This is a genomic window from Pseudomonas sp. Nvir (assembly GCF_963778085.1).
Taxonomy (GTDB): domain Bacteria; phylum Pseudomonadota; class Gammaproteobacteria; order Pseudomonadales; family Pseudomonadaceae; genus Aquipseudomonas; species Aquipseudomonas juntendi.
Genome location: NZ_OY970405.1, coordinates 3,183,586 through 3,207,732, shown reverse-complemented (window position 1 = coordinate 3,207,732; position 24,147 = coordinate 3,183,586). Strand labels below are relative to the sequence as shown.

Annotated in this window: 24 protein-coding genes and 3 pseudogenes; 9 read left to right on the top strand and 18 right to left on the bottom strand. The window is 58.2% G+C overall.

Annotation, left to right across the window (positions count from 1 at the left end; genetic code table 11):
- Positions 1–136: 136 nt before the first annotated feature.
- Positions 137–1,003 (top strand): annotated as a pseudogene (locus AACG97_RS15455) (IS5 family transposase); the annotation flags it as partial.
- On the opposite strand, the gene AACG97_RS28070 reads toward AACG97_RS15455, so the two are convergent.
- Together AACG97_RS28070 and AACG97_RS15450 are read right to left on the bottom strand one after the other, a co-directional pair.
- A complete protein-coding gene (locus AACG97_RS28070; RefSeq protein ID WP_356631110.1) occupies positions 978–1,244 on the bottom strand; it encodes a LysR substrate-binding domain-containing protein in 267 nt (88 codons plus the stop codon). The pseudogene AACG97_RS15455 and the gene AACG97_RS28070 sit on opposite strands and share 26 nt — an antisense overlap.
- Entirely contained in the window at positions 1,195–1,767 is a 573-nt protein-coding gene (locus tag AACG97_RS15450; RefSeq protein ID WP_232109585.1) for a LysR family transcriptional regulator, read from the bottom strand. Before AACG97_RS15450 ends, AACG97_RS28070 begins: the two co-directional genes overlap by 50 nt.
- A 105-nt stretch (positions 1,768–1,872) precedes the next feature.
- Between AACG97_RS15450 and AACG97_RS15445 the strand changes: the two genes are divergently transcribed.
- Complete coding sequence (locus AACG97_RS15445; RefSeq protein ID WP_197886649.1) at positions 1,873–2,580, top strand: FAD-dependent monooxygenase; 708 nt, start codon at positions 1,873–1,875, stop codon at positions 2,578–2,580.
- On the opposite strand, the gene AACG97_RS15440 is transcribed toward AACG97_RS15445, so the two are convergent.
- Genes AACG97_RS15440 through AACG97_RS15430 form a run of 3 tightly spaced genes read right to left on the bottom strand, consistent with a single transcriptional unit; the run spans position 2,523 to position 5,352 of the window.
- Positions 2,523–3,320, bottom strand: coding sequence for an HpcH/HpaI aldolase/citrate lyase family protein (locus tag AACG97_RS15440; protein ID WP_197886648.1), 798 nt, complete (start codon positions 3,318–3,320; stop codon positions 2,523–2,525). The two genes, AACG97_RS15445 and AACG97_RS15440, sit on opposite strands and share 58 nt — an antisense overlap.
- A gap of 9 nt (positions 3,321–3,329) precedes the next feature.
- Positions 3,330–4,493 carry an acyl-CoA dehydrogenase family protein gene (locus tag AACG97_RS15435; RefSeq protein ID WP_225786271.1) on the bottom strand — a complete coding sequence of 388 codons (1,164 nt, stop codon included), beginning with the start codon at positions 4,491–4,493 and terminating at the stop codon, positions 3,330–3,332.
- 31 nt (positions 4,494–4,524) lie between these two features.
- Positions 4,525–5,352, bottom strand: a complete 828-nt coding sequence (locus AACG97_RS15430; RefSeq protein ID WP_225786223.1) for an FAS1-like dehydratase domain-containing protein — start codon at positions 5,350–5,352, stop codon at positions 4,525–4,527.
- A 217-nt stretch (positions 5,353–5,569) separates the two neighbouring features.
- Here AACG97_RS15430 and AACG97_RS15425 point away from each other — a divergent pair, with 217 nt between their 5' ends.
- From AACG97_RS15425 to AACG97_RS15415, 3 genes and pseudogenes are all read left to right on the top strand, one after another.
- Positions 5,570–5,836, top strand: coding sequence for a hypothetical protein (locus AACG97_RS15425; RefSeq protein WP_197886647.1), 267 nt, complete (start codon positions 5,570–5,572; stop codon positions 5,834–5,836).
- 114 nt (positions 5,837–5,950) lie between these two features.
- A pseudogene (locus AACG97_RS15420) lies at positions 5,951–6,759 on the top strand (MFS transporter).
- A 12-nt stretch (positions 6,760–6,771) separates the two neighbouring features.
- Positions 6,772–7,095: a 4-methylmuconolactone methylisomerase gene (locus tag AACG97_RS15415; RefSeq protein WP_047595532.1), complete on the top strand. Its 324-nt coding sequence runs from the start codon at positions 6,772–6,774 to the stop codon at positions 7,093–7,095.
- A gap of 100 nt (positions 7,096–7,195) precedes the next feature.
- On the opposite strand, the gene AACG97_RS15410 is transcribed toward AACG97_RS15415, so the two are convergent.
- Positions 7,196–7,846 carry a transposase gene (locus tag AACG97_RS15410; protein WP_225786270.1) on the bottom strand — a complete coding sequence of 217 codons (651 nt, stop codon included), beginning with the start codon at positions 7,844–7,846 and terminating at the stop codon, positions 7,196–7,198.
- A gap of 188 nt (positions 7,847–8,034) precedes the next feature.
- Between AACG97_RS15410 and AACG97_RS15405 the strand changes: the two genes are divergently transcribed.
- Both AACG97_RS15405 and AACG97_RS15400 read left to right on the top strand, forming a co-directional pair.
- Entirely contained in the window at positions 8,035–8,238 is a 204-nt protein-coding gene (locus tag AACG97_RS15405) for a hypothetical protein (protein ID WP_152606245.1), read from the top strand.
- Between the two features lie 186 nt (positions 8,239–8,424).
- The gene (locus AACG97_RS15400; protein ID WP_197884921.1) at positions 8,425–9,003 is read left to right on the top strand and encodes a hypothetical protein; all 579 of its coding nucleotides are present in this window, start codon (positions 8,425–8,427) and stop codon (positions 9,001–9,003) included.
- A 60-nt stretch (positions 9,004–9,063) separates the two neighbouring features.
- Here the strand turns inward: AACG97_RS15400 and AACG97_RS15395 are convergent, their stop codons facing one another.
- Positions 9,064–9,387 carry a hypothetical protein gene (locus AACG97_RS15395; RefSeq protein WP_197884922.1) on the bottom strand — a complete coding sequence of 108 codons (324 nt, stop codon included), beginning with the start codon at positions 9,385–9,387 and terminating at the stop codon, positions 9,064–9,066.
- A 307-nt stretch (positions 9,388–9,694) separates the two neighbouring features.
- Between AACG97_RS15395 and AACG97_RS15390 the strand changes: the two are divergent.
- A pseudogene (locus AACG97_RS15390) lies at positions 9,695–11,172 on the top strand (acetolactate synthase large subunit); the annotation flags it as partial.
- An 88-nt stretch (positions 11,173–11,260) separates the two neighbouring features.
- Here the strand turns inward: AACG97_RS15390 and scpA are convergent.
- The 9 genes from scpA to AACG97_RS15345 all read right to left on the bottom strand — a co-directional run bounded on the left by scpA (position 11,261) and on the right by AACG97_RS15345 (position 20,028).
- The gene (gene scpA / locus AACG97_RS15385) at positions 11,261–13,375 is read right to left on the bottom strand and encodes a methylmalonyl-CoA mutase (protein ID WP_197884923.1); all 2,115 of its coding nucleotides are present in this window, start codon (positions 13,373–13,375) and stop codon (positions 11,261–11,263) included.
- A complete protein-coding gene (locus AACG97_RS15380) occupies positions 13,372–14,235 on the bottom strand; it encodes a Pnap_2097 family protein (RefSeq protein ID WP_152606246.1) in 864 nt (287 codons plus the stop codon). Before AACG97_RS15380 ends, scpA begins: the two co-directional genes overlap by 4 nt.
- Positions 14,236–14,297: 62 nt before the next feature.
- Complete coding sequence (locus AACG97_RS15375) at positions 14,298–15,536, bottom strand: MSMEG_0569 family flavin-dependent oxidoreductase (RefSeq protein WP_047595536.1); 1,239 nt, start codon at positions 15,534–15,536, stop codon at positions 14,298–14,300.
- A gap of 15 nt (positions 15,537–15,551) precedes the next feature.
- A complete protein-coding gene (locus AACG97_RS15370) occupies positions 15,552–15,878 on the bottom strand; it encodes an MSMEG_0570 family nitrogen starvation response protein (protein WP_197884924.1) in 327 nt (108 codons plus the stop codon).
- 1 nt (position 15,879) lies between these two features.
- On the bottom strand, positions 15,880–16,866 hold the full coding sequence (locus AACG97_RS15365; RefSeq protein WP_047595538.1) for a sll0787 family AIR synthase-like protein: 987 nt from the start codon (positions 16,864–16,866) through the stop codon (positions 15,880–15,882).
- Positions 16,856–17,419 (bottom strand): MSMEG_0567/Sll0786 family nitrogen starvation N-acetyltransferase, encoded by a 564-nt coding sequence (locus tag AACG97_RS15360; RefSeq protein WP_197884925.1) that lies wholly within the window; start codon positions 17,417–17,419, stop codon positions 16,856–16,858. The genes AACG97_RS15365 and AACG97_RS15360 overlap by 11 nt, the downstream gene beginning before the upstream one ends.
- A gap of 12 nt (positions 17,420–17,431) precedes the next feature.
- A complete protein-coding gene (locus AACG97_RS15355) occupies positions 17,432–18,523 on the bottom strand; it encodes an MSMEG_0568 family radical SAM protein (RefSeq protein ID WP_232109315.1) in 1,092 nt (363 codons plus the stop codon).
- Positions 18,516–19,460 (bottom strand): Nit6803 family nitrilase, encoded by a 945-nt coding sequence (locus tag AACG97_RS15350; protein WP_047595540.1) that lies wholly within the window; start codon positions 19,458–19,460, stop codon positions 18,516–18,518. Before AACG97_RS15350 ends, AACG97_RS15355 begins: the two co-directional genes overlap by 8 nt.
- An 85-nt stretch (positions 19,461–19,545) precedes the next feature.
- Positions 19,546–20,028 carry an MSMEG_0572/Sll0783 family nitrogen starvation response protein gene (locus AACG97_RS15345; protein ID WP_047595541.1) on the bottom strand — a complete coding sequence of 161 codons (483 nt, stop codon included), beginning with the start codon at positions 20,026–20,028 and terminating at the stop codon, positions 19,546–19,548.
- 236 nt (positions 20,029–20,264) lie between these two features.
- On the opposite strand from AACG97_RS15345, the gene AACG97_RS15340 reads away from it, so the two are divergent.
- Complete coding sequence (locus AACG97_RS15340; RefSeq protein ID WP_197884926.1) at positions 20,265–22,178, top strand: sigma 54-interacting transcriptional regulator; 1,914 nt, start codon at positions 20,265–20,267, stop codon at positions 22,176–22,178.
- Between the two features lie 206 nt (positions 22,179–22,384).
- On the opposite strand, the gene AACG97_RS15335 is transcribed toward AACG97_RS15340, so the two are convergent.
- Both AACG97_RS15335 and AACG97_RS15330 read right to left on the bottom strand, forming a co-directional pair.
- A complete protein-coding gene (locus tag AACG97_RS15335; protein WP_047595543.1) occupies positions 22,385–23,155 on the bottom strand; it encodes an SDR family oxidoreductase in 771 nt (256 codons plus the stop codon).
- Positions 23,152–24,147, bottom strand: a complete 996-nt coding sequence (locus tag AACG97_RS15330; protein WP_197884927.1) for an NAD(P)H-quinone oxidoreductase — start codon at positions 24,145–24,147, stop codon at positions 23,152–23,154. Before AACG97_RS15330 ends, AACG97_RS15335 begins: the two co-directional genes overlap by 4 nt.

Sequence of the window (24,147 nt, the reverse complement as noted above, 5' to 3'; positions counted from 1 at the left end):
ATCATTATTGGCTTTTTGTAGCATTGCGTGAAGCATTACGTTGGCACTAGCGATTCTCCGATCAAGTCAGCACAGGCCGTCTGACCTGTGCTGAAATAGCCCTCCGTCCAACTGCCCTCTCCAAACCCTCCATCCCATGAGTCAGATGAGCTTTTCCGATTTCGAGTACGCCAGTAAGCGCAAGCAAACCCGCCGTGAGCGTTTCCTGGCCGAGATGGAACAGGTGATACCGTGGAGCGGTTTGCTGGCATTGATCGAGCTGCATTACCCAAAGGCTGGCGGTGGCCGCAAGCCGTACCCACTGGAAACCATGCTGCGTATCCACCTGCTGCAAAACTGGTTTTCGCTGAGCGATCCAGCCATGGAAGAAGCGCTGTACGAAATCACGTCGATGCGCCAGTTTGCTCGACTGACGCTCAACGCGCCGATCCCCGAAGACACGACGATCATGAATTTCCGGCACCTGCTGTAGAAGCATCAGCTCGCGGCTGGGATTCTGGAAACCATCAACAACTACCTGCAAGACAAAGGCCTGTCGTTGCGCCAGGGCACGATTGTCGACGCCACCATCGTCCACGCGCCCAGCTCGACCAAGAACAAAGAAGGCAAGCGCGATCCGGAAATGCACCAGACGAAGAAAGGCAACCAATACTTCTTCGGCATGAAAGCGCATATCGGCGCCGATGCTGAGTCGGGTCTGGTGCATCACGTCCACGGCACCGCCGCCAACGTAGCTGACGTGACGGAGGTCGCTTATCTGTTGCACGGTGACGAAAACGTTGTCTGTGCCGATGCGGGCTACACCGGCGAAGAGAAACGGCCTGAGCACGACGGTCGGCCAGTGATCTGGCAGATCGCTGCGCGACGCAGCACCTACAAGCACTTGAGCAAACGCAGTGTTCTCTACAAAGCCAAACGTCAGATCGAGAAGGTCAAAGCGCAGACACGGGCGAAAGTCGAGCATCCCTTTCGAGTGATCAAGCGCCAGTTCGGTTATGTGAAAACGCCTGCAAGCGTCCGGCGCGCAGATCTTCGCCCACCAACCAGCTTGGCATCAGGATGACCCACATACTGTTCACTGCCGCCTCCCGCAATACTTGGGAGCTGTTGGCACGCAGTGGCCCGCTAACGCTCACGCGCTCTTCGCTGCGGCCATTGAATTGCCAGACTTGCTGGCCTATGTTGTAGGCGAATTTAAGGCAACTGTGATGCGTCAGATCGGCCGGCGCCTGCGGTCGGCGCATGCCGCGCCAGGTAGCCGGGGCTTGCGCACAGCACACGACGGTGAGGTGCCACTTTCTGGGCGATCACCTCGGTGGCATTGACGCTACCTAGACGTATCGCAAGGTCCACTCGTGAACTGGCCAGGTCGACCACCTCATCGGTCAGCAGCAGATCGAGACTGATAGCGGGGTACTGTTCAGCAAAACGGTGCAATGCCGGCGCTACATGCAACTGTCCGAAAGCGACTGGCAGGCTCACCCTCAACAACCCCCTGGGCGGGCCTCCGGCTTCAGCAACCTCCAAGTTGGCATTCTCCAGATCTGTCAGCAGGCGCACGGCATGCTCGTAGTAGGTTTCGCCTGCGGCGGTCATGGAGACCTTGCGTGTGGTGCGATGCAACAAACGCGTCGAGAGATGTTGCTCGAGGTTGTCAACCTGGCGGATTACCGATGATGTCGCCATGTCTAGTTGGCGTCCGGTCGGCGCAAACCCACCGAAATCCACTGTCGTGACGAAAGCTTTGAGTGCTGCGAATGTATCCATGCCATCCAAACCTCTTTACGTTTTGTGCATAGCTGCTTGCTGTTTTTACCTTATTATCACTCCAGTTGCGATTAATTACAGTGGTCGCAACTGGAGGACAACATCATGTCTGCTAAGCAATCTACTGCTATCACTACCGCCAAGCCTCGCCGCGCCATCATCATCGGTGGCTCGTTAGGCGGCTTGTTCGCCGGTAACCTGCTGCGTCAAGCCGGCTGGTCGGTGGACATCTATGAACGATCACCGCGTGACCTGGACAGCCGTGGCAGAGGCATTGTGTTGCAGCCGCAGGTAGTCGAGGCATTTCGCCAGAGCGGGCTTGATGTCAGCAGTCTGGATCTGGGCGTACGCTCTGAAAATCGTCTGGTACTGCGACCCGACGGTTCCCTGCAGAGCAAACACCACGCACCACAAATGCAAACCTCTTGGTCGCTGATCTACTCGGCGCTGCGCAAGGCCTTTGGCGATGAGCATTACCATCAGGGCAATGCTCTGAGTGCCATCGAGCAGCCCGCGCCGGGCCGCGTGATCGCACGCTTCGACAACGGTCATGAGGCCGAGACTGATCTCCTGGTAGGCGCCGATGGAGGCAGCTCGACCGTCCGCCGGCTGATCTGGCCCGCCGAGGTGCCAAGCAATGCCGGCTACGTCGCTTGGCGCGAGCTGGTACCGGAGGCTGAGGTGCCTGAATTGGCTCGCAAGATACTGCTCGGCGATTTCGGCTTCGCCAACAACCGGCACTCACACATCCTCGGTTACCTGGTGCCAGGCGAAGGTAATGACACCCGGCCAACCATTTGCCCATCGACCTGATAAGCCCCTGCACCTTCGGCACCGTCCAGTACTCGCCTGGCCCACTCAAGTTGCTGGGAGGTAGGTTGCAGCATCTGATGTACTACGGCAACCTGGGCCGGGTGTATGCACAGCATCCCAGCAAAACCCATGGCCTGTGCATCGCTGATAAAGGAAGAGAGCGCTTGATCTGCGCCGAGTTTGGCAAAGACCGTTTCCAGAGGCGCAGGCAACCCTGCAAGATGGCTTTGTAGCAACAAGGCAAAGCGCACCTGGTCGAGCATTCGCTCAGCAGCTGGACTGCCGCTGAGCAAACCAAGTTCAAGACTGAAATCCAGTCCCCCATAAGTCAGGCGATGAACACCATGGGCCCTGGCAAGGGCGGGCAATGTTGCCAGCCCTTGCGCATTTTCGATGATTGGCATTACAGCCTTGCCAGTTTTGGCGACCCTTGCGATTTGCTCAGGGTGTTCTGCTTTGGGCAGCAGAATGCCCGAAATGCCTTGCTCGTTGGCACACAACTCCAAATCAGCGGCATGCTGTAAGTGCCCAGCGCAGTTCACTCGTACCCATACCCGAACGTCAGGATGTGTGGCCAAAAACAGTTGCAGGTGTCGCCTTGCATTGGCTTTCTCGGATTCCTGAACGGCATCTTCAAGATCGATGATCACCGCATCAGCGCCAGACGCCAGGGCTTTAGTGAAGCGTTCTGGACGGTCGCCGGGCACAAACAGTGCGGAGCGCAGTGGGGCATCTTGCATAGCGACTCCTCAGAAACTGCGTGGCAATTCGAGCAGGTGCTCGGCCACGTAGGACAGGATCAGGTTGGTAGAGATTGGCGCCACTTGGTACAGGCGGGTTTCGCGGAACTTACGCTCCACGTCATATTCGTTGGCGAAACCGAAGCCACCGTGAGTTTGCAGGCAGGCGTTGGCGGCCTCCCAGCTGGCTTTGGCCGCCAGATATTTGGCCATGTTGGCGGCGGCGCCGGCGTTACGACCGCTGTCGTATTCTTCGCAGGCGCGCCACCGCATCAGGTCGGCGGCCTCAATCTCGATATGCGCTTCGGCGATGGGGAACTGCACACCCTGGTTCTGCCCAATCGGGCGGCCGAACACCACGCGGTCGCGGGCATACTGGCTGGCTTTTTCGACGAACCAGCGGCCATCGCCGATGCACTCGGCGGCGATCAGCGTGCGCTCGGCGTTGAGCCCATCGAGGATGTAGCGGAAGCCTTTGCCTTCCTCACCGATCAGGCTGTTGGCCGGGATCTCCAGGTTGTCGAAGAACAGCTCGTTGGTCTCGTGGTTGACCAGGTTGGCGATCGGCTGCACGGTCAGGCCGTTGCCAATGGCTTCACGCAGGTCGACCAGGAAAATCGACATGCCCTCGGACTTCTTCTTCACCTCGGCCAATGGCGTGGTACGGGCCAGCAAGATCATCAGGTCGGAGTGCTGCACCCGCGAGATCCACACCTTCTGGCCGTTGATCAGGTACTTGTCGCCCTTGCGTACGGCAGTGGTTTTGATCTTGGTGGTGTCGGTGCCGGTGGTGGGCTCGGTCACCCCCATCGACTGCAGGCGCAGCTCGCCGCTGGCGAGCTTTGGCAGGTAATAGCGCTTCTGCTCCTCGCTGCCATTACGTAGTAGGGTGAACATGTTGTACATCTGCCCGTGCACGGTGCCTGAATTACCGCCACAGGCGTTTACCTCTTCGAGTATCAGTGACGCTTCGGCCAGGCCCAGTCCCGAACCGCCGTATTCTTCGGGGATCATCGCTGACAGCCAGCCGGCATCGGTCATGGCTTTGACGAAGGCTTCGGGGAAGCCCTTCTCTTCATCAATTTTTCGCCAGTATTCGGCGGGGAATTCGCTGCACAAGGCGCGTACGCCTTCACGGATAGCATTGAATTCTTCATGTTTGCTAGGAGTCATGTGCATGATGCTGCTCTTCGGCGGATTGGGTTTAGTCGAATTCGACGTTGGCGTATTGATTGATACCGTTGTGATCGCTGGCCCACAGCTCGGCGTAGCCATGGCGCTCATGTCGTCCACTCAGGTGAAAGGCTGCTGGGGCAATCAATGGCCGTGCCGCGCGGAATGAGAAGGTCCGCACGTGCGCCAAAGGGTTGGCCCGGATAAAAGCGGCCAAGTTCAACGTTGCTGTCAGTGGGCCATGCACCACCAGTCCCGGGTAGCCCTCGGCCTTGGTCACATAGGGCCAGTCATAGTGGATACGGTGAGCATTGAAGGTCAGGGCTGAGTAGCGAAACAGCAACAACGGGTCTGGCGTTACGGTTTCGTGCCAGTCTACCTCGGGCGCTACTTGCTCCGCGCTTGCTTTGGGTGGAATGGGTTCGCGGTAGACGATGTCTTGCTCTTCACGCACGCACAGTTGTTGGTCTTGCCAAACTTCATGGCTCAGGGTGACGAACAGCAATGAGCCCGTGCGGCCGTGTTTTTCCTCGATGTGCTTGAGGGTGGTACGCCGTTGTGCCTGGGCTCCCACCAGCAGTGGCTGGATAAAGCTCATCCGGCTACCGGCCCACATACGGTTGCGACCGTGTGCCGGCGGCATGAAATCGCCCAGCCGTGGATGCCCATCGGGCCCCAACGACTGCTGAGCGGCGCAATCATCGAAAAAGCACCAATGCCACAGCCAGGGTAGTTCTTGGCCTTCCTCGGGGGCGGGAAGGTCAAAGGTCGCAGCTATTTTACGAACATGCGCGATATGGAACTGATCAGAGCGCGACTGCGTGCGCCCCACCCAATCGTCGGGGTTGAATGCTTCCATGGTGTGCCTTCTCTTCACGGTAGTCTCCAGCATGATGAGGGGAGGGCAGATGGTGGGGAATTTTCCATTTCGCAAGGCGGCCTAAAGATTTGCCTAAGGCCGTGCTAGTGCCGTTGGCGTAAAACACGGCCTTCCAAATTGCAAAATTGCCCTCGTTGGGTCCCCGCAGCATGCTGCGTCGCCGGATGTGAAGGAGGATGTGCGCCTGCAGGCGCACATGCCCGAACATTTCCTGCTGGTAGAGCGCGAGCGCTATCAGCTTAGTGATCCCTGGCTTAAGCAAGCGGACGCGCAACGCCTGCGCTACGAGCAGTTGATCGCTCGCACGCTGGGCTTGGCTGCCGCAGATCAGGAGTGTGCAAAAAGTATCGTGACGTTGCTCAACCAGGCGAACAACTGGCTGGCGGGCTGTACGCGTACGTTCGATCAGCGCGTTGAAATCCTCCACAGCATGATCCGCTTGATTAGTGCGCGGGCAGCTTAGGCAGAATGAAAGGCGTCCTTTCGCAAACTCGAATGGGCCAGCCCCGCGAACTGCAACATGCTCATGCCACCACAGTACCCATAACAATAACGCACACCTCTAGAGGAGCATCCCATGCTCGCTTGGTACAAAAACAGTTCCCCGCGGGAAAAAAAGACGTTCTGGGCCTGCTACGCGGGCTGGGCGTTGGACTCGTACGACATGCAGATGTTTAGCTTCCTGCTGCCGACCTTGATCGGCATCTGGGGGCTGACCACGGGCGAAGCCGGTATTATAGGCACTTCAGCGCTACTTTCGGCTGCACTTGGCGGCTGGTTGGCAGGGATTCTCAGCGACCGTTATGGTCGAGTGCGTATCCTGGTGTTCACCGTTTGCTGGTTCACATTCTTCGGCGTCGTCGCAGGGTTTGCGCAAAACTTCGAGCAATTGCTGATTGCTCGAACATTGCAGGGCCTCGGCTTTGGCGGCGAGTGGGCAGTCGGCGTTTCGCTGATGGCAGCGGTCATCAACCCGAAGAACCGTGGTAGGGCGTTGGGCTTTGTGCAGTCAGGGTTCGCCCTAGGGTGGGCAATGGTGGTGTTAGTTGTCACGACCATATTAGCTTGGCGATTGGCATGTTCGCAGCGCTTGGTCCTTTCCTCAGCGAACAGTTCCCGACACAGGTTCGAGCAACGTGCATGGGGTTCTCCTATAACGTTGGCAAGTCCATTGGGGCAATGGCCGTCACGGGTGTAGGTCTGTTGGCGGCAAAGCTGGGGTTGGCGCAGACCGTGGGTGGCTTCTGTTTGGTCGCCTATGCCATTGCCGTGATTGCGTTGATGCTATTGCCCGACAACAAAGGTATTCACCTTGACGATCTGGATGACAGCGAAGTTGACGCTACGCCCGCACTTCAACCTTCTTCTCCTCAGACGCATGTATAAGGAATGTTCGCGATGATCCGAATTGTCTACTTGTTGGTAAAGCCTGAAGCGATGACTCACGAAATGTTCCGCCAGGAATGTTTGCGTCACTATCAGATGAGTGAGGGTATCCCTGGCCTGTATAAATATGAGGTTAGGTTGGTGGCTGAAAACCCTGCCGATACCCATGTGCCATACCTGGATGTAGGGCCGGTTCACGCGATTGGCGAATGCTGGTTCCAAAGCCCGGAGGACTACCAACGATATATCGAGTCGGCAGTGCGCAAAGCCTGGTTCGAACATGGCAAAACGTTCATTGGCCAGCTCAAGCCCTTCGTCACTGAAACACTTGTTTGAAAGCTGCTCAAAGCGGTTATCGCCGATCAGGCCACCCTTCCATTCATTCTGGAGGGGCTTTCATCTACGAGTGAACTCCTGGTTATTGATTTAACGTAAATCACTGGCAGATTCCCCAATGAACATGGGGACCCGTGCGAGTCTCAATTCGCACAAGGTGCCGTCTATGTGTCGATTCGACAGCATGTCCAACGACTGCGCGTGCGAACCATCGATCAGGTCGCCGATGGGGTAAAACATATTGAGCGGCTGATGCCTGCAAATCTCTCAGAAATCCTGGCAAGTTGCCGGGATGGTTCAGTGACGTGCCATGCAGCAACCCCAAGATGGCCCAACTGCAGGCAGTGAAACTCATTTCGCAGGGGTACACACCGGGACACTGCCTGGACATCAGTACCATATAGTAGCGCAAAAGGTTGTAGCCCAGCAGCACACCCCATAGCTCTTGAGCGATCATCTCTGACGTCTTGCTTCTCAGGGTATATTCGCCGCCCAGCAGTCTCTGCTTGATCGCCCGATAGCCCAGCTCGATTTCCCAGCGTAGACTGTAAAGGTCGACGATCTCCTCACCCGGAAAGCGCAGCGGGTCGACCATCGAAGTCAGTACGCTTACCATTTTTCCCTTGATCATCTTGCGCAACAACCGCGCTCGTATTTCGAGCGGACGACAGGTGGTATGTGGTCGGTAATTACATAGCGGCCATACTGTAAGCGCGAGTAGGCGGGTCTTTGGGCTGACGCCCGGCGATATCGTCAGGGCGTCAGTTCCATACAGCCGTTCGATCAGGCTGCGGGCTTCAGAATGTGTTTGAGAAGGTCTGTCAGCATTGCAGAGGTGAGAAGGTCGAGTTCAATGGGGAAAGCTATAAGCCACTCTACACTCCCCGTAATTCAACGCTGATACGTGTTTTCAATATCACGCCGGAGGAACAACAATACATGATTACTATCATTGATCCAGTGGAAAGAGCACGCCGAGGAAAAGAAAGGAAAATAAGGGAGCGCAGGCAGCGTGGAGCGAGTGAACAGAAGAATAGTGATGCCCGAACTAAGCCATGGGAAAAGTTAGGAATAGGCAAAACGACTTATTACAAGCGTAAGAAGTTACAAAGGCAGAAAACTTGGGGGTTACAAGTAGGGTGAACTACTTCGTCCTGTTATCTAAGGGGATACTGCGGTGAGGGGGTTGTAAGTACTATTTGAATCTGCCTTTTAGACATGGTTTTGCTCTTGCAATTCCCAGCACCGAAAGACCATTAAATCATTGTCTTGCTCTTGATTTTTTAACTTTAAGTTTTACGATATAAAAACAACAATATGAGGCATTACATGACATTTAAAATCTACAATCTCACCCTTAACAAGGGACTAAAAAGCGAAGTACAGGCCAGGCTGACTATAAAGCAAGACTTTGATATTTATGGTATTGAAAATGATAGTTTTTGGGAGTGTTGCGCTGGTGAATGGGAGCGTAAAAGTCTCCCTTATAGTGGTATAACCAATCAGCACTATTTTGGTGATCTCAAATTAGACCGTGTAAGTGCATGCCTCTTTTACTATCATGTTGATGATCTTCCTGTCCTTGCCGTAGTATTTGATAAATTTGTTCATGGTCGTCAGTTTAGTAAAAACCTAAATACTCTTCAGCGTATGTTGTTCGGTGGTAAAAATAAAGAATTTACTCTCAGTTTCAAAAAGCATGAGTTTTCGCTGAATAAATTGGTAGAATGGCATTGGGATAATCATAGGATGTCGAATATAACAATAGGTAAGGTTTTGGTTACGCCTAAACTACTGGCTGATTTTCAGCAGTCCCTGCTACGAACTGAACAGCAAATAGAAATCCCACCAGAAATGGCCCGAGGGATGTTCTACACCGGAGAGGATGATGCTTTTGCCTTTAGTTAAACAACCCCGTAAGGGGAGCATCTTGGCGAATCCTTCTCCCTCCTAATCCAATAATTTTGCTTAGACCGAGAAAATTTCTCTTCTAAGGTCAATCACCTTTTGGATTTTCTCCCGATAGGTTTTCCAGATGGGTATATCAAAGGATATGCTTTGTTCAACAATCAGGCGTGCATGAACTTTGCAATGCCCATCAAGAAGTCGCCATGCATCCATTTTAATGCTCAAATCGTCTTGATTAAATATTGCAGGATTGAAAGAAAGGAAAAACTCTAAGACTTTTACCCCTTCGATTCGGTCGGATAGAATTATCTTTTCTAATTCACGAATTGAATTATTGATCTGAATGACTGCGCCTTCATAATCCTTTGCTTTATCCACTGCCACGCACTCCTCTTCTCCCAAGCATATACACAACCTACAAGGCTGTCAATTTATTTGCCATCGCACGAAAAGCTTGGTGAGACAAAAGTTGGAATTTAACTATATCAGGGATAATAGCCCGTGAGGGAACATCTTGGCAAAGGCTGTTCACATATGCACTTAAAATTTTGCTCTGGGATGCGCCATGGGTATTCAAACCAACACGGCGCAAAGCGCGTATCATTTTGGATTGCGCATTCGAATGTGATTGCCTCTGACCAGAGCCTCACGTTTTAGTTGGTAAATCTCTCCGACTCGAAAAGCATAAAAGTCTTGTACCTATGGCCGCCTGACCGGCAAGACCGGCGTCAGCCTGTCGACCCTGGGCCCTGGCGCGACCAGCCTGGTGACCGCCAGTGCGGACGCCTATCTGGGCGGTATGCCGATGATGATGATCACCGGCCAGAAGCCGATCAAGAAGTCCAAGCAGGGCCGCTTCCAGATCATCGACGTGTGCGGCATGATGGACCCCATCACCAAGTACACCCACCAGTTTGCCTCGGCCGACAACATCCCGGCCCGCATGCGCGAAGCATTCCGCCTGGCTGAAGAAGAGAAGCCGGGCGCCGTGCACCTGGAACTGCCGGAAGACATCGCCGCCGAGCAGACCGACGCCCTGCCGATCCCGCGCAGCCTGCACCGTCGCCCGCTGGCCGAGCACGTGGCCATCGAAGCCGCTGTAGAAAAACTGCAGAAGGCCCGCAGCCCGATCCTGGTGATCGGCGCCGGCGCCAACCGCAAGATGACCGCCAAGGTCCTCAAGCAGCTGATCGACAAGACCGGCATCCCGTTCATCACCACCCAGATGGGTAAAGGCGTAGTCGAGGAGCGCCACCCGCGCTTCCTGGGTAACGCCGCGCTGTCGTCCGGTGACTTCCTCCACCGCGCCATCGAAACCGCCGACCTGATCATCAACATCGGCCACGACGTGATCGAGAAACCGCCGCTCTTCATGGTCCGTGGCGGCACCGAAGTCATCCACATCAGCTTCCGTTCCGCCGAAGTCGATGCCGTGTACTTCCCACAGGTCGAAGTGATCGGCGACATCGCCAACGCCGTGTGGCAGATCTGCGAAGCGCTGAACGACACTGCGCACTGGGACTTCACCCGCCTCATGACCATCCGTGAAGCCAACGAAGCACAGATCGCCGAAGGCGCCGATGACAACCGCTTTCCGGTCTACCCGCAGCGCCTGGTCGCAGACATCCGTCGCGCGCTGCCGTCCGAAGGCATCGTCGCCCTGGACAACGGCATCTACAAGATCTGGTTTGCCCGTAACTACAAGGCGCACAAGCCGAACACCGTGCTGCTCGACAACGCCCTGGCGACCATGGGCGCCGGCCATCGGCGATGGCGGCGCACCTGGTGCACCCGGACCGTCCGGTGATCTCGGTGTGCGGCGACGGCGGCTTCATGATGAACAGCCAGGAGCTGGAAACGGCTGTGCGCCTGGGCATGCACATCACCGTGGTGATCCTGCGTGACGACGGCTACGGCATGATCCGCTGGAAGCAGGCCAACATGGGCTTCATCGATTTTGGCCTGGACTACGGCAACCCGGACTTCGTCAAATACGCCGAAGCTTATGGTGCCAACGGCTATCGGGTGGAGAGCGCCGATGCCTTGCTGCCATTGCTCGACCATTGCATTTCGAATCCGGGCGTGCATGTGATCGACTGCTCGGTCGACTACAGCGAGAACGACCGGATCCTAAATGACGAACTGCGGGCCAAGTCATTGGCTGTGTGAGCAGAATTGAGAGCCACCTTTGACTCCAGGCCCTCATCAGTTGGAGGTCGTGTGCCGTGAGCAACACGGCTACCACTGTTGCGTGGTTTTAGCCCGATGCTTGCGTCCGAGTACCCTGCGCCGGTGACAGCGCTGGGGTACCTGCTGCAATCATCTCCAGCAAGTATCCGGCGATCCTGATCACGTTCGCACCGGGGCCGAAAACGGCAGCCACGCCCAGTCGGCCCAAGCGCTTGGTGTCATCCTCCGGCACAATCCCGCCCACGACTACGGGAAGGTTGATTGCGCTGCGTCGTAACATCTCCATCAGCTGTGAAAGCAGCTCGTTGTGAGCTCCAGTGAGGCTTGAAATACCGAGTAGGTCCACGGATGGGTCTGCAGCCAGGTAGGCTTGTACCTGTAGTGGTGTTTGAAACAACGGCAGCAACGTCACCTTGAAGCCCACGTCGGATAGCACCGAGCTAATCAGACGAATTCCTCTGTCATGGCCATCCTGCCCCAGCTTGCTCAGAAGCACATAGGGGGCTCGCCCTCGTTGGCAGGAGAACCTGTGCACTTGCATGCGTAAGGCCTGCCAGTCCGGGCAGTGAGTGCGAAAGGCGCCGTAGTAGTCAGAGCTGAATTGGGCGCCTTGGTGGTAGCGTGGCCAGGCTTGCGCCAGTGCCGCGATGCATTCCCCGAGTGTCGCGCGGGCAGCAATTGCATCGATGCACAGAGCTAGAAGGTTGGTGTGTGTATTTGTGGTGCCGTCTCTCAACGCGAGCAAGTGCTTGTGTACGCAGGCGGGGTCGCGTTTCAGGCGCAGTTGGCTCAACGCTCGTCGCTGTTGTTCCCGTACCGCCTGACTGCTGACCGGCGGTGCCGTGGGCGGCCGTGCTGCGCAGTGTTCGCTCGGGTTTGCATCGACCTTGTGTTGCTCGCCGCGATCAAGTCGCGCCTGTGCTGCCAATGCCTGGCGATGTATGCGGGCACCAATGCTACCGCTGTCAATCGCAGCAATCACACCGCCTTCAGCATCAATCTCGTCGATGCAGGCGAGGACCTGCTCACACATTGACGCAGTGAGAGACTCCATCATGTAAGAGCCCGCCCATGGGTCGATGACGTCGCACACGCCAGACTCTTCCTGCAAGATGCGCTGAGTACTGCAGGCCAGCAGTGCCGCCTGCTCGCTGGGTAGCGCCAGGGCCTCATCCCAACTGTTGGTGTGCAACGACTGGGTGCCGCCGAACACGGCGCTCAGTGCTTGCAATGTCGTGCGCACGACGTTATTGAGAGGCGCGCAGGCAGTGAGCGAGGCTCCGGAAGTCTGGCAATGCATGCGCAAGGCGCGCGCATCTGCTTGGCTGACGCCAGCCGCTTCGCTTATCTGGCACCAGAGCACCCGCGCTGCGCGTAACTTGGCTACTTCACTGAAAAGGTCGTTGCCCACTGCGAAAAAGAAGCTCATGCGCTTGCAGAAGGCATTGAGGTCCATGCCACGCTCCCGCACTTGCTCCAGGTAGGTGCGCGCATTCACCAGTGTAAGGGTCAACTCCAGCACAGGATCAGCACCTGCTTCCTGAAAGTGATAGCCGGAGACCGAGATCGGATTGAAATGGGGCAGATGGGCGTGCAGGTAATCGATAATATCGGTGCAGATTCGCAAGGAAGGCTGAGGGGCAAACACGTAAGTGTTGCGTACCATGAATTCTTTCAGGATGTCGTTCTGCAGCGTGCCGCGCAACTGCTGTGGGCTGATGCCACGTTCCCGGGCAGCAACGATGAAGGCCGCCATCACCGGCAACGCCGCGCCGTTCATGGTCATCGAGACAGACACTTGGTCTAGCGCAATACCCGTGAACAAGGCGTGCATGTCCTCTACGCTGTCGATGGCCACGCCCGCCATGCCCACGTCGGCGCTACAGCTGGGCTCGTCCGAATCGTAGCCGCGATGGGTGGGCAGGTCGAAGGCAATCGAGAGACCTTGCGCACCATTGGCCAACTGCTGGCGCAACCGCTGATTGGTTTCGCCTGGGTTGGCAAAGCCGCTGTACTGGCGAATGGTCCATGGGCGCTGGCTGTACATGCTGGCATAAGGACCGCGCAAGAAGGGGGGCTTGCCAGGCAAACTCTGCAAGTGCGGCACTCGCGCGATGTCGTTGGCTTGATATAGCGGTTTGAGTTGCAGGCCTGGGCTGCGCCACAAGGTCGGTCTGTTCATGGGCGTGCGCACTCCGAGGGCCAGACCTTCTCAGTGAATACATCCGCCAGCTTGAAACCGTCCGACTGGCGCACGATTTCGCACCAGTGGCGCGAGTGCTGTGCAGGGGAGGGCGTGCGCAAATGCACCAGGAGCGTGTCGTCGATATCGAGGTTGCCGTAATAGTAAATCTCTCGCTGGCGAACCTGGCCAGGACGGCGTAGCCCTAACAGTTGCCACTCTGCACGCTCGGTCACGGCCTGGAAATTGGCGAAGTAAAAGAGTTCGGCACCGTTGTAGTCGACATCCGGGCACGGGCTGAAGCAGTAGGTTGGCAACAGATGGCAGCGGGTCTTCTGCAACTGAAAATAGCTACCCCAGTCGCCGGTGCGTAGCCGTTTGCCGAGACGATGTTGTGCCTGTACTTCGGCGCTGGGGACTATTGCCACCTCAGGGGCATCGCGCAGGCAGGCCTTGGCGACGCTGCGATTGTCGCCGGGCACATGACGGCTGACAAACGTGGAAACCAGGTTGATCCTGCCGACGCAGCGCTCACCCAGCAGCAGTCGATGCTCGCTGGCATGGCGATTATGAGCGGTACGGTCGAGGTGTGTATCGAGGGTGAATACGCGGTTTTCACAAATGGACTGCAGTTGCAGCCCCTGGCTCTTCATCTGGGTGAATGCCGCATAAGCAATGCGCCCCTGCGCATCGCGAAAGTCTGGCAAATCGCGGTCGTACAATGCTGCCAGCGCCATCCAGTGCTGATGGCCACACTCTTTGAGCAGCCAGTTCTCCGAAAGCCCGGTGTGAGCCAGGTTGCTCATCGAGGCCAGGAAGGAGGCCTTGAGCCGAACCTGTGGTGTCAGTTCGTTTAGCATGGGCATGCATCCTGTTAAGCCGACCCGGCACGGGGCGGCGATTGCAGAGAAGGGCAGTCGGGCTAGATGTGGCGGGCTTTGCGCAAACCGTCCAGGTGCTCGGCGATATGCTCGGCGTCGCGTGCCACACCGCTGAAGCGGCCCGAGCCCCAGGTGTGCAGCCAGGGCAGCCCGAGGAAGTACAGACCCGGTTGCGCAGTCACGCCTCGGGTGTGGCCGGGGTAGCTGCGGCCATTGAAGACAGGTACGTCGATCCAGCTGAAGTCTGGCTGGAACCCGATGCACCAGATGATGCTGGTGATGCCTGCATTGCCAAGGTCCAGGGTGGTATTTGACTGCTCGGGGCACCACTGCGGCTCGTAGGGGTGGCCAGCGGGGGCGTCGATCCCCTGTTCGGCGATGTACTTGTCGATACTGGCATTGATGCGGTTGTAAACCGCGTCGGCTGCATCTAGGCTGGTACTCAGGTCATCGGCAAAGTGCAAGGTAGTGCCATCGAGGCGTTCCAGGCGCCCAAACAGTTGCATGCCTTCCAGGGCGAAGCGACGTAGGTCGATATCGCGTCCACCGTCGCGTCCGGTGACATAATGGTTGGTGTTGTCACGCACGCCTTCGCGAAGTGGATGGCGATCGACGTCGATGTCGTAGTAGCCCATCTCGGCCAGCCAATCGACGACATCTTTTCCTCGATGAAAACGTGCGCAGCGCGGTGCATCACCCACCGCCAGGTAAACCTGGCGGCCAGCCAGGTGCAAGTCCTCGGCGATCTGTGCGCCCGATTGGCCGGAGCCAACCACCAGTACGGCACCCTCTGGTAATACTTCTGGACTGCGGTATTGCTCAGAGTGGATCTGGGCAATATGCGCCGGCAGGCGTTCGGCCAGGCGTGGAATGATCGGGGTGTGATAGCCGCCGCTGGCAACAATTACCTGGTCGGCACTGAACTCCCCGGCATTGGTGCTGAGCAAGTAGCCGCCCTGCGCGCGCGCCACCAGGCGCTGCACTGCCACGCCTTCGCGCACTGGGGCGTTGACCTTGGCGATGAAGGCATCGAGGTAGGCAATGATTTCATTCTTCTTCATGAAACCATGTGGGTCATCGCCAGAATACGGATGGCCCGGCAACGCGCATTGCCAGTTGGGCGTCACCAGGCAGAACGCATCCCAGCGTTGGTTACGCCAGGTATGGGTCAGGGTGTGCTTCTCCAGCACGAGGTGATCGATGTCCCGTTGTTGCAGGTAGTAGCTGGCTGACAGCCCGGCCTGGCCACCGCCGACGATGATTGCGCTGTAGTGGGTCATGCTGAGTTCCTTGTGTCAGAGATCGCCGAAGGTGGCGTAGTTGATGGGCGCAGCACCTTGCTGGCAGATGTCGAGCACCTCGACCAGCAGGCTGTCACCAGCGTATGTCCGTGCCTTCATGCGCAAGCCACTCAGGCTGTCCATGGCAGAGCTGCAATAGAAGCCCTTGACCGCTTTGACTCGTTCGGACGCAACGTTCAGACCGGTTTCGGCGCGTTGAAGAAATTCGGCCATGGCATAGCTGCTGCCGGCGTGCAGGTGCTGGTAGATGCTGGTCGATGGTGAGTAGGTGGTGGTTTCGTCACCATCTGGCCAGCGCAAGTGAATGATTACGGCAGGCATATCAGTGCTCCTTGGAGTAGCGGAAGCCAGTGAACGGGTGTTCTCTCAGGTTCCAGAATTCATGGTGCTGCTGGTCCAGGCTGACCTTCAGTCGGGCGCTGTCGTCGATCTGGCCTATGGCCGCGCAGTGCAACCCCTCGAAGGCGAAGGCGGTTTCCACGGTGGCCAAGTCGCGGGTGGCCAGGGTTAGCAGGAAGCCGTAACTGGGAAATGTCCGCAGCCAGCGCTCCAACGGCGCATTGGCAGGACGAGGAACGCGCTCGAGGTCGATGTCTGCGCCACATCCGGTGGGCTCAAGTAACATCAGCAATGTCCCCAGCAGGCCGGCATTGCTGATGTCTTTCGCCGCCCGGAGCAGGCCGGCTTCCGCCAGGCGTGGGATGATGTCGAGCTTGGCGCGCAGGCGATCGTGCGGCACCTGCTCGAATGCCTTCCAGTAAGGGGCGTCGCCATGCCAACGGCCGTCGAGGTCCACCACCATGGCCAGGCATTGCCCAGGTTCGACGTGCAGGGTCGAGAGCAGACAGCGCGCCCAGCCAGTGATGGCCACGGCCAAGGCCGCTGGGTTATCGGGGGATTGGCTGGTATGACCGCCCACCAATTGCAGTCCATAGGCCAGGCAGGCATCGCGGATACCGGCGAGCAAGCTATCGGCCGCAGCGTCGTCGTGATGCCAGTAGGCATTGACCACGGCACTGGCGCGTCCGCCCATGGCTGTGATGTCGCTGACATTGGCCATCACGGCTGACCAACCGGCGAACCAGGGCGTATTGGCGACGAACTGTGGCAACATGCCTTCGATGGCCAGCAGTTGGTACTGATCGCCACAGCGAATCGCGGCGGTGTCGTCGCCGGGCAGTGCGTACAGCCCATCGCCGCCAATGTCGTCGGCAACTATTGTGCGTGCCGGGTGCTGGATTGCCTGCTTGGCGCGCATGGCGTCGGTGTCACGCAGGCTTGCGAGCAAGCTCTGAAGGTCAGTGTTCATGGCGCGGGCTCCGACGGCGAGTCAGCGCCACCTGGCGTGTCAGGAACGGGTATTGATCGAGGCGCGCCTGCATCAATACATGGGGACGGCCCAGCAGCACGATCGGTTCGAGTGTGTCCCAGTGCAGGTTGTGGAAATAGCCCTCGTTGGCCTGCTGGACTGTAGCCAGGAAGGTCTGGCAACCGAGGTCGATAGCCCGTGACACCGCTTCGTTGACCAATGCTTTGCCGATCATGCCGTGGCGGCGGTAGGCGCGCTCGACGCAGAGGCGGCCCCCATACCAGGTGCCTGGCGACTCGCTGTAAATGCGCACGGCCCCGACGACGTGCTCGGGCATCCCAAACTGGTGGGTAACAGCCACGATCGGGATGGCTTGGAAGTCGCGGGCGTCCTTGTCCTGCTCCAGCAGGCGCTGCTCCTCTGAAAACACTGCGCGGCGTAACGTGTAGTAGCCGCTGCGCTCCCACGCCTCGGTGGCTGGCTTGACCAGTAGTTCGCCTGCGAGAAAGTCATTGAACGTGTCACCGGTCAGGGCAAAGGCATGCTCGGCCATGTCACTCTCCTCTCACTCGTGGTGCTTGAGTGCCGAGCAGGCGCCACATTTGGCGCAGCCGGCATTGATCTTTTCGGAATGCAGCCCATGGCGGCGCAGGCTCGCGCCAATGCGGGGGTACAAACGCTGCATGTAGGCGCTGTCGGGCTTGGGGTGGTTGGCCAGCGGCGTGCCATCGATCGGCACGAACGGCACCACAAAGGGATATACGCCCAAGGCGGCGACCTGCTCGCTCATTTCGGCGATGGCATCCTCGCTGTCGCCAAGGCCTGCCAGGATGTAGGTGCTGACCTGGCCGTGGCCGAACACCTTGACCGCGGCTTCAAAGGCACTGAAGTAGCGAGACAGTGGTACCTGGGCCTTGCCAGGCATGATTCGCTGGCGAACCGAGTCGGTGACGGCCTCCAGGTGCATGCCCAGCGATGCCACTCCGCTGTGCTTCAGCCGAGAGAACCAGCGGTCGTCATCCGGTGGCTCGCATTGCGCTTGAATGGGCAGATCGACGGCGGCAGTCACTGCAGCCGCAGACTCGCACAGGATCGCTGCGCCGCGGTCCGGGGTTTGTGGAGTGCCAGTGGTCATTACCATGTGCCGGACACCATCGAGCTCGACGGCGGCCTTGGCCACTGCCGCCAGTTGTGCCGGACGCTTGCGAGCGATGGTCTTGCCCGAGGCCAGCGACTGGTTGATGGCGCAAAACTGGCACGCGCTGGCGGCATCGTTCATGCGAATGCAGTGTTGCAGCAATGTGGTGGCCAGCACGTCCTTGCTGTGCAACGTGGCAATTTTCCAGTACGGCACTCCATCGTCTGTGCTGAGGCCGTAGAAGTTCGGCACACCAGGCATCTGTACTTGGCCCACCTGACGACCTTCACGGAAGATCAGCGCCTCGCTGCCGGTACTGTCCGGCACCGCGCTGTAAGGCGAATCCAGTGATGCCAGGTTGAGCATCGGCACCATGGCCGTGTGATCGCCAAGGCTAAGGGCCTTATGGTCGGAAGGGCCAGCGCCACCTTTACGGCTCAGGCCATCGACACCTTGCCAGCGAACACCATGGCACTGCAGCTCTGCCAGCAGATCAGTGGCGATCACTTGGCTATTCATGTTCGGCCACCCCGCTGCGTTCATGCACGTGAAGGGCGGGGCGGCGGTCGATCAGCAGGCTCAGCAGTTCAGGGCGGCTATAGTGGCCGACCGAGTCCATCATGCGTTTGCGCTTATCGATCAGGGCTAAGTCAAGGTCGGCGATGATCACGCCTTCGCCTTCGGTTTTTTGTGCGAGGACTTTGCCTTCTGGGCTGACAATGGCACTAAAGCAGCCCCCGGAAATCGGTTCTATCGCGCAACCGGTGTCGGCCATGATCCGGGCTTGCTGCTCGGCGTCCAGCCATGCGGTGGCATTGACCACGAAGCAGCCGCTTTCAAGAGCGTGGTGGCGGATGGTGACTTCCATCTGCTCGGTGAAGATCGGGCCGACCAGTGAGCCAGGGAACATGGCCGCATGGATCTGCTCGCCATCGGCCATCAAGGCGTAGCGGGCAAGGGGATTGTAGTGCTCCCAGCAGGCCAGGGCGCCGATCCGCCCGACTGCGCTGTCGGTGGCGCGCAGTCCGGAGCCGTCACCTTGGCCCCAGACCATGCGCTCATGATACGTGGGGGTGATCTTGCGACGGTGCTGGATCAGTGTGCCGTCGGCGTCAAACAGCAACTGTGCGTTATAGATCGTGCCACCGTCGCGCTCGTTGATGCCAATGCAGGCGACAATGTTCGCTTCGCGACAGGCTTCGCCGATCTGGCGGGTGACATCGCTGGGGACGGTGACCGACTCCTCGAGCAGCAGCAGGTGCTGTCGGCCCATGGCAAAGGGAGGCTGCACGAAGGAAAAATACGGGTAGTAGGGCACCACGGTTTCCGGGAAAACCGCGAACTGCACACCCTCGCGGCCAAGTTCCAGCAGTTGCTGGCAGAGTTTGTCGACGGTGGCTTGGCGAGAATACAGCACGGGGCTGAACTGCACGGCAGCAGCGCGGATGACAGGCATGGTGATGTCCTTGCGGTCGGTCTGAGGTATTCCCGCTGCGGTGTCATACACCGCAGGGGATGCATCGCACTGGTCGACGGGGGTGTCAGGCGGTCCAGGTATCAATGATCAGCGCCCCTTCACGACGCATCAGCAGGCGCAAGTCCATAACATCCAGCGGGTTGATCGGGCGGATGCCTTCGATCAAGGCTTTCTCGGTCTGGCCGTACAGCGCTTGGAGTGCAAAGCGGCATGCGTAGACTTCGCCACCTTCAGCCATGAAAGCCTTGATCTGGTTGTTGACGGCCAGATGCCCAGGGAAGGCTTCGGCACCCAGGGTCGGGAAACCACGTTGCACGCCCAGTTGCACGCCTGGCCCGTAGAGCAGGATCTTGGTTTCGAAACCCTTGCGTAGCAGACGTTTGGCTTGCAGCAGATTGACCAGGCCGATGGAGCCCTCGAAGGCGATGGTGTGAAAAGTCAGCAGCGCTTTTTCACCCGGCTCGGCCTTGACGTCCTCGAACACCTTCTCCTCGTAGTTCACCAGGAAGTCGCCGTCTTGGTACTGGGCAATGTCCACGTTAGGCATGTCTTTGTTTCTCCGTTGTTTTCACAGTGATCGAACGCGGCTTGGCGTTTCGGCTGTCTGGGAGATTGCGAAGGATGTGCCAGTTATTGATTTGAAATTTATGTCGCTTCAAGGTGTTGAAAAATAAGAGTATTTTTATTGATATGGTTTTTGTGGTGCTATCTGGGTCTGTCCTAGGGCTACGTAAATGCGTAGAACTACGATTGTTCGTACTGGCGACTGCGAGATTACGTAGCATGGCAGAGACAGACTTCCTCAGCGGCTGGGCAGACCTGGCGTACTCCGCCCGGCACATGGTGTTCGAGCATTGCGCCGACGCCATCGCCTTGCTCGACCCCTATAACGATCGTTTCAGCGACTTGAACATCGCGGCCTGTCAGTTGTTCGGCTACCCACGACAGGCCTTGCTGACGCTGCCGATCAGCAAGTTGTTTGGCCATCAGCTGGCAGAACTCATCGTGTTCAGCCAGGCCGTGCTGGAGAAGGGGCGCGGGTGGAACGACGAGCTGAGCTGCAACTGCAAGAGCGGTGAGCGCATGCAGCTGGAAATCACGGCAACTAGCCTGCATATCAAAGGGCAGCAGCAGATCATCCTGGTGTTACGGGAGCGGCGTCGTCAGCGCTTCCATCAAGATCAGGCCGACACCGAGCGCACCATGCGCGGGGGGCTGATCGAGTGGCGTAACATTCTCAACCTGTTCAAGGAAACCGAGCGCGACAACCAGTTGCTACTCAGTGCAGTCGGGGACGGGATCTACAGCATCGACAGTGAAGGGCTGGCAACATTCGTCAACCCGGCAGGCGCGCGGATGCTGGGCTGGGAGCCTGCCGACATGATCGGCAAGAACATCCACCTGATTCACCACCACAGCCACGCTGACGGCTCGCATTACCCGGTCGAGGATTGCCCCATCTACCGCGCCGTGCACGACGGCGTGGTGCACGAGGGGCGTCAGGAGGTGTTCTGGCGTCGTGATGGCAGCTGCTTCCCAGTGGAGTTCACCAGCACGCCGATCATCTCCGACGGCAGGCTGGTCGGCGCAGTGGTGGTGTTCCGTGATATCACCGAGCGACACACCACCGAGCTGCAGCTAAAGACCGCGCTGGAAGAGCTGCAGCAGCTCAAGCAGCGCCTGGAAGATCAGAACGCCTACCTTCAGGAAGAGATTCAGATAGAACACAACTACCGGGAAATTGTCGGGCAGAGCGAACCCATTTTGAAGATCATCAAGCAGATCGATGTGGTTGCGCCTACTGATGCCAGCGTGCTTATCCATGGAGAGTCGGGGACCGGCAAGGAGTTGATTGCTCGTGCCATCCATCAAGCCAGCCGGCGGAGCAGCCACCCGCTGATTCGGGTTAATTGCGCGGCGATTCCGGCCGAGTTGTTCGAGAGTGAGTTCTTTGGCCACATCCGCGGTGCTTTTACTGGGGCGGTACGGGATCGAGTCGGGCGGTTCGAGCTGGCCGATGGCGGCACACTGTTCCTTGATGAGATTGGCGAAATCCCGTTGGACTTGCAGAGCAAGTTGCTGAGGGTGCTTCAGGAAGGGCAGTTCGAACGGGTAGGTGAAGAACGCACCCGTAAAGTGGATGTACGCATCGTTGCTGCAACCAATCGCAACTTGCGCGAAGAGGCGCAGGCCAAGCGCTTTCGCGAAGACCTGTATTTCCGTCTGAACGTGTTCCCGATCCAGTCCCCGGCGCTGCGTGACAGGCCGATGGATATCGCGCCACTGGCCATGCATTTCATTACCGAAATTGGCAAGCGCTTGAACCTGCCGGGACGCCGCCTGCGCGCGGTTGATATGACGCGCCTGCAGCGCTATTCCTGGCCTGGTAACATCCGCGAGTTACAAAATGTCATCGAGCGTGCACTGATCACTGCCCAGGACAACACTCTCAACATCGATCTACCTGACGACGGCGCTTCCAGCGCTGGCCAGCATCGGCTCGACGCACAAGGCACCGCCATCATTCTCACCGACGAGCAAGTCCGCAGTCTGGAGCGCGAAAACACTCAGGCGGCGCTACGCGCCTGCGAGGGGAAGCTGTTTGGCAAAGATGGTGCCGCGCAGTTGCTTGGCTTGAAGCCTACGACGCTGGCCTCGCGTCTCAAGCGGCTGCAGATCGACCTCAGCGACCTGTAGCGTTGGCCCCTGCTTTTTTCAGACAAACGATCGTGAGCAACGACGAGGGGCCTGCTTGAGCACCGGTTCAACACTTTAAGTATGAAGCGGGGCATCAGCGGTCAGTTGAGGATGGCCAGCTGACACTGGCCACTCAATTGCCCAAGGGGAGGGGAGTATTTCTGTGCGAGTCTTTGACGTAGGTACGCGACAGTGCGCCAGCGTGTTCAGCGCATTAGCCAGCCACCTGCCACATCAAGCACCTGGCCAGTGATGAAGGCGCTTTCCGGCGCGCTCAGGTAGCATGCGGCATCCGCGACCTCGCTGGGCTGACCTAACCTGAGCAGCGGCGTATCGGCGATCACCGCTTCATTAGCTGTCGAACTCACGGTTTTCAGCAGCGGCGTTTCGATGCGTCCGGGCGCCAGGGCATTGGCTGTGATGCCATAGGCACCGAGCTCGCCGGCCAGGTGTCGGGTGAAGCCGATAATGGCAGCCTTGGTCGCGCTGTAGTGTGCAGCGACCAGAGGAAGGTACGCACTGCCTGCTACCGAGGACATGTTGATGATGCGTCCGAAACGGTGTTCGACCATGGACGGCGAAAGCAAACGCGAGAGGTTGAACGCGCCGTTGAGATTGACCGCCACTACCTGTTGCCATTCCGCTGGGCTCATTTGCCAGATTGGCACGGGCTTGCCTTCATGCTTTGGGGATATGCCCGCGTTGTTGATGAGTGTGTCCACGCGACCGATTTCCTCGGCCAGCAGCGCACAGGCATGCTGGCATTGCTCATAGTCGCCAACATCTGCAGCTTGCCAGGCAACCCGGAAGCCTTGGGCGCGCAGTGCCTCGCCTTGTGCTTGCACGGCTTGCGGGTTGAGGTCGAGGAGGGCAACGGTAGCACCCTCCTCGCAGTAGCGTTGCGCGATAGCCGCGCCAATACCGCTCGCCGCGCCTGAAACCAGCACATTTCTACCGCTGTGACGTCCTGCAATCATGGGTTAATCTCCAACATTATCTTTCCGATGTGACGACTGCTTTCCATCAGGGCATGAGCCTGCGCGGCTTGATACAGAGGGAAAGTAGAGTGAATGGTCGGGCGGCACAGCCCGGCACCGAGCAGAGGCCAGACGTGGGTCTGCAAAGCGCCGGCGATCGCCTCTTTTTCTGCTTTGGGGCGGGCACGAAGTGTCGAGCCGGTAAAGGTCAGGCGCTTGAGCATGATCGGCATGACGTTCAAGTCCACCTGGCTGCCTTCGAGGAAGGCGATCTGCACAAGCCTGCCTTCCACTGCCAGTGCATCAATGTTTCGTTGCAGGTAGCTGCCTCCGACCATGTCGAGGATCAGGTTGACCCCCTTGCCTGCGGTTTCGGTGTCGACGACCTTGGCGAAGTCTTCCTCGTGGTAGTTGATGACCCTACAGGCACCTGCGTTACGACAAGCCTCTAGCTTGGCTTTGCTACCGGCAGTCGCCAGAACGCGCGCACCAAAGTGGCTGGCTAGCTGGATGGCAGTCAGTCCGATGCCACTGGAGCCGCCATGTATCAGCACGGTATCGCCCGCTGCAAGCCGACCACGTTCGAATAGGTTGGTCCACACGGTGAAGTAGTTTTCCGGCAACGCTGCTGCCTGCAACAAGGACAAACCTGCAGGAATCGGCAGGCAGTGGGCTACTGGTGCACAGCAGTATTCGGCATAGCCACCACCTGGCGTGAGTGCGCATACTTGGGTGCCGACCTGCACCCCCTCTACAGCAGCGCCGATCGCCACGACTTCGCCCGAGACTTCCAGGCCCAGGTAAGGTGAGGCATCGGCAGGTGGCGGATAGCTGCCCGATCGCTGCAACACATCCGGGCGATTTACACCGGCATAGGCGACACGAATCAGCACTTCGTCGGCGGCTGGGGTAGGGATATCGACCTCAGCCACGCGCATGCAATCAGCATTGCCTCCTGGGCGATGGTCGATCAACAGCATCTTCTGGCTCAT

What these genes read in the sequence shown, in the direction of transcription:
- AACG97_RS15405 (WP_152606245.1), top strand. Translation starts at nt 8,035, where the DNA reads ATGATTACTATCATTGATCCAGTGGAAAGAGCACGCCGAGGAAAAGAA.
- AACG97_RS15445 (WP_197886649.1), top strand. Translation starts at nt 1,873, where the DNA reads ATGTCTGCTAAGCAATCTACTGCTATCACTACCGCCAAGCCTCGCCGC.
- AACG97_RS15335 (WP_047595543.1), bottom strand. Translation starts at nt 23,155, where the DNA reads ATGATTGCAGGACGTCACAGCGGTAGAAATGTGCTGGTTTCAGGCGCG.
- AACG97_RS15340 (WP_197884926.1), top strand. Translation starts at nt 20,265, where the DNA reads ATGGCAGAGACAGACTTCCTCAGCGGCTGGGCAGACCTGGCGTACTCC.
- AACG97_RS15415 (WP_047595532.1), top strand. Translation starts at nt 6,772, where the DNA reads ATGATCCGAATTGTCTACTTGTTGGTAAAGCCTGAAGCGATGACTCAC.
- AACG97_RS15345 (WP_047595541.1), bottom strand. Translation starts at nt 20,028, where the DNA reads ATGCCTAACGTGGACATTGCCCAGTACCAAGACGGCGACTTCCTGGTG.
- AACG97_RS15365 (WP_047595538.1), bottom strand. Translation starts at nt 16,866, where the DNA reads ATGAACACTGACCTTCAGAGCTTGCTCGCAAGCCTGCGTGACACCGAC.
- AACG97_RS15440 (WP_197886648.1), bottom strand. Translation starts at nt 3,320, where the DNA reads ATGCAAGATGCCCCACTGCGCTCCGCACTGTTTGTGCCCGGCGACCGT.
- AACG97_RS15380 (WP_152606246.1), bottom strand. Translation starts at nt 14,235, where the DNA reads ATGCTAAACGAACTGACACCACAGGTTCGGCTCAAGGCCTCCTTCCTG.
- AACG97_RS15355 (WP_232109315.1), bottom strand. Translation starts at nt 18,523, where the DNA reads ATGAATAGCCAAGTGATCGCCACTGATCTGCTGGCAGAGCTGCAGTGC.
- AACG97_RS15375 (WP_047595536.1), bottom strand. Translation starts at nt 15,536, where the DNA reads ATGACCCACTACAGCGCAATCATCGTCGGCGGTGGCCAGGCCGGGCTG.
- AACG97_RS28070 (WP_356631110.1), bottom strand. Translation starts at nt 1,244, where the DNA reads ATGCGCCGACCGCAGGCGCCGGCCGATCTGACGCATCACAGTTGCCTT.
- AACG97_RS15370 (WP_197884924.1), bottom strand. Translation starts at nt 15,878, where the DNA reads ATGCCTGCCGTAATCATTCACTTGCGCTGGCCAGATGGTGACGAAACC.
- AACG97_RS15435 (WP_225786271.1), bottom strand. Translation starts at nt 4,493, where the DNA reads ATGACTCCTAGCAAACATGAAGAATTCAATGCTATCCGTGAAGGCGTA.
- AACG97_RS15450 (WP_232109585.1), bottom strand. Translation starts at nt 1,767, where the DNA reads ATGGATACATTCGCAGCACTCAAAGCTTTCGTCACGACAGTGGATTTC.
- AACG97_RS15350 (WP_047595540.1), bottom strand. Translation starts at nt 19,460, where the DNA reads ATGCCTGTCATCCGCGCTGCTGCCGTGCAGTTCAGCCCCGTGCTGTAT.
- AACG97_RS15360 (WP_197884925.1), bottom strand. Translation starts at nt 17,419, where the DNA reads ATGGCCGAGCATGCCTTTGCCCTGACCGGTGACACGTTCAATGACTTT.
- AACG97_RS15430 (WP_225786223.1), bottom strand. Translation starts at nt 5,352, where the DNA reads ATGGAAGCATTCAACCCCGACGATTGGGTGGGGCGCACGCAGTCGCGC.
- AACG97_RS15330 (WP_197884927.1), bottom strand. Translation starts at nt 24,147, where the DNA reads ATGAGCCAGAAGATGCTGTTGATCGACCATCGCCCAGGAGGCAATGCT.
- AACG97_RS15400 (WP_197884921.1), top strand. Translation starts at nt 8,425, where the DNA reads ATGACATTTAAAATCTACAATCTCACCCTTAACAAGGGACTAAAAAGC.
- scpA (WP_197884923.1), bottom strand. Translation starts at nt 13,375, where the DNA reads ATGAACAGACCGACCTTGTGGCGCAGCCCAGGCCTGCAACTCAAACCG.
- AACG97_RS15425 (WP_197886647.1), top strand. Translation starts at nt 5,570, where the DNA reads ATGCCCGAACATTTCCTGCTGGTAGAGCGCGAGCGCTATCAGCTTAGT.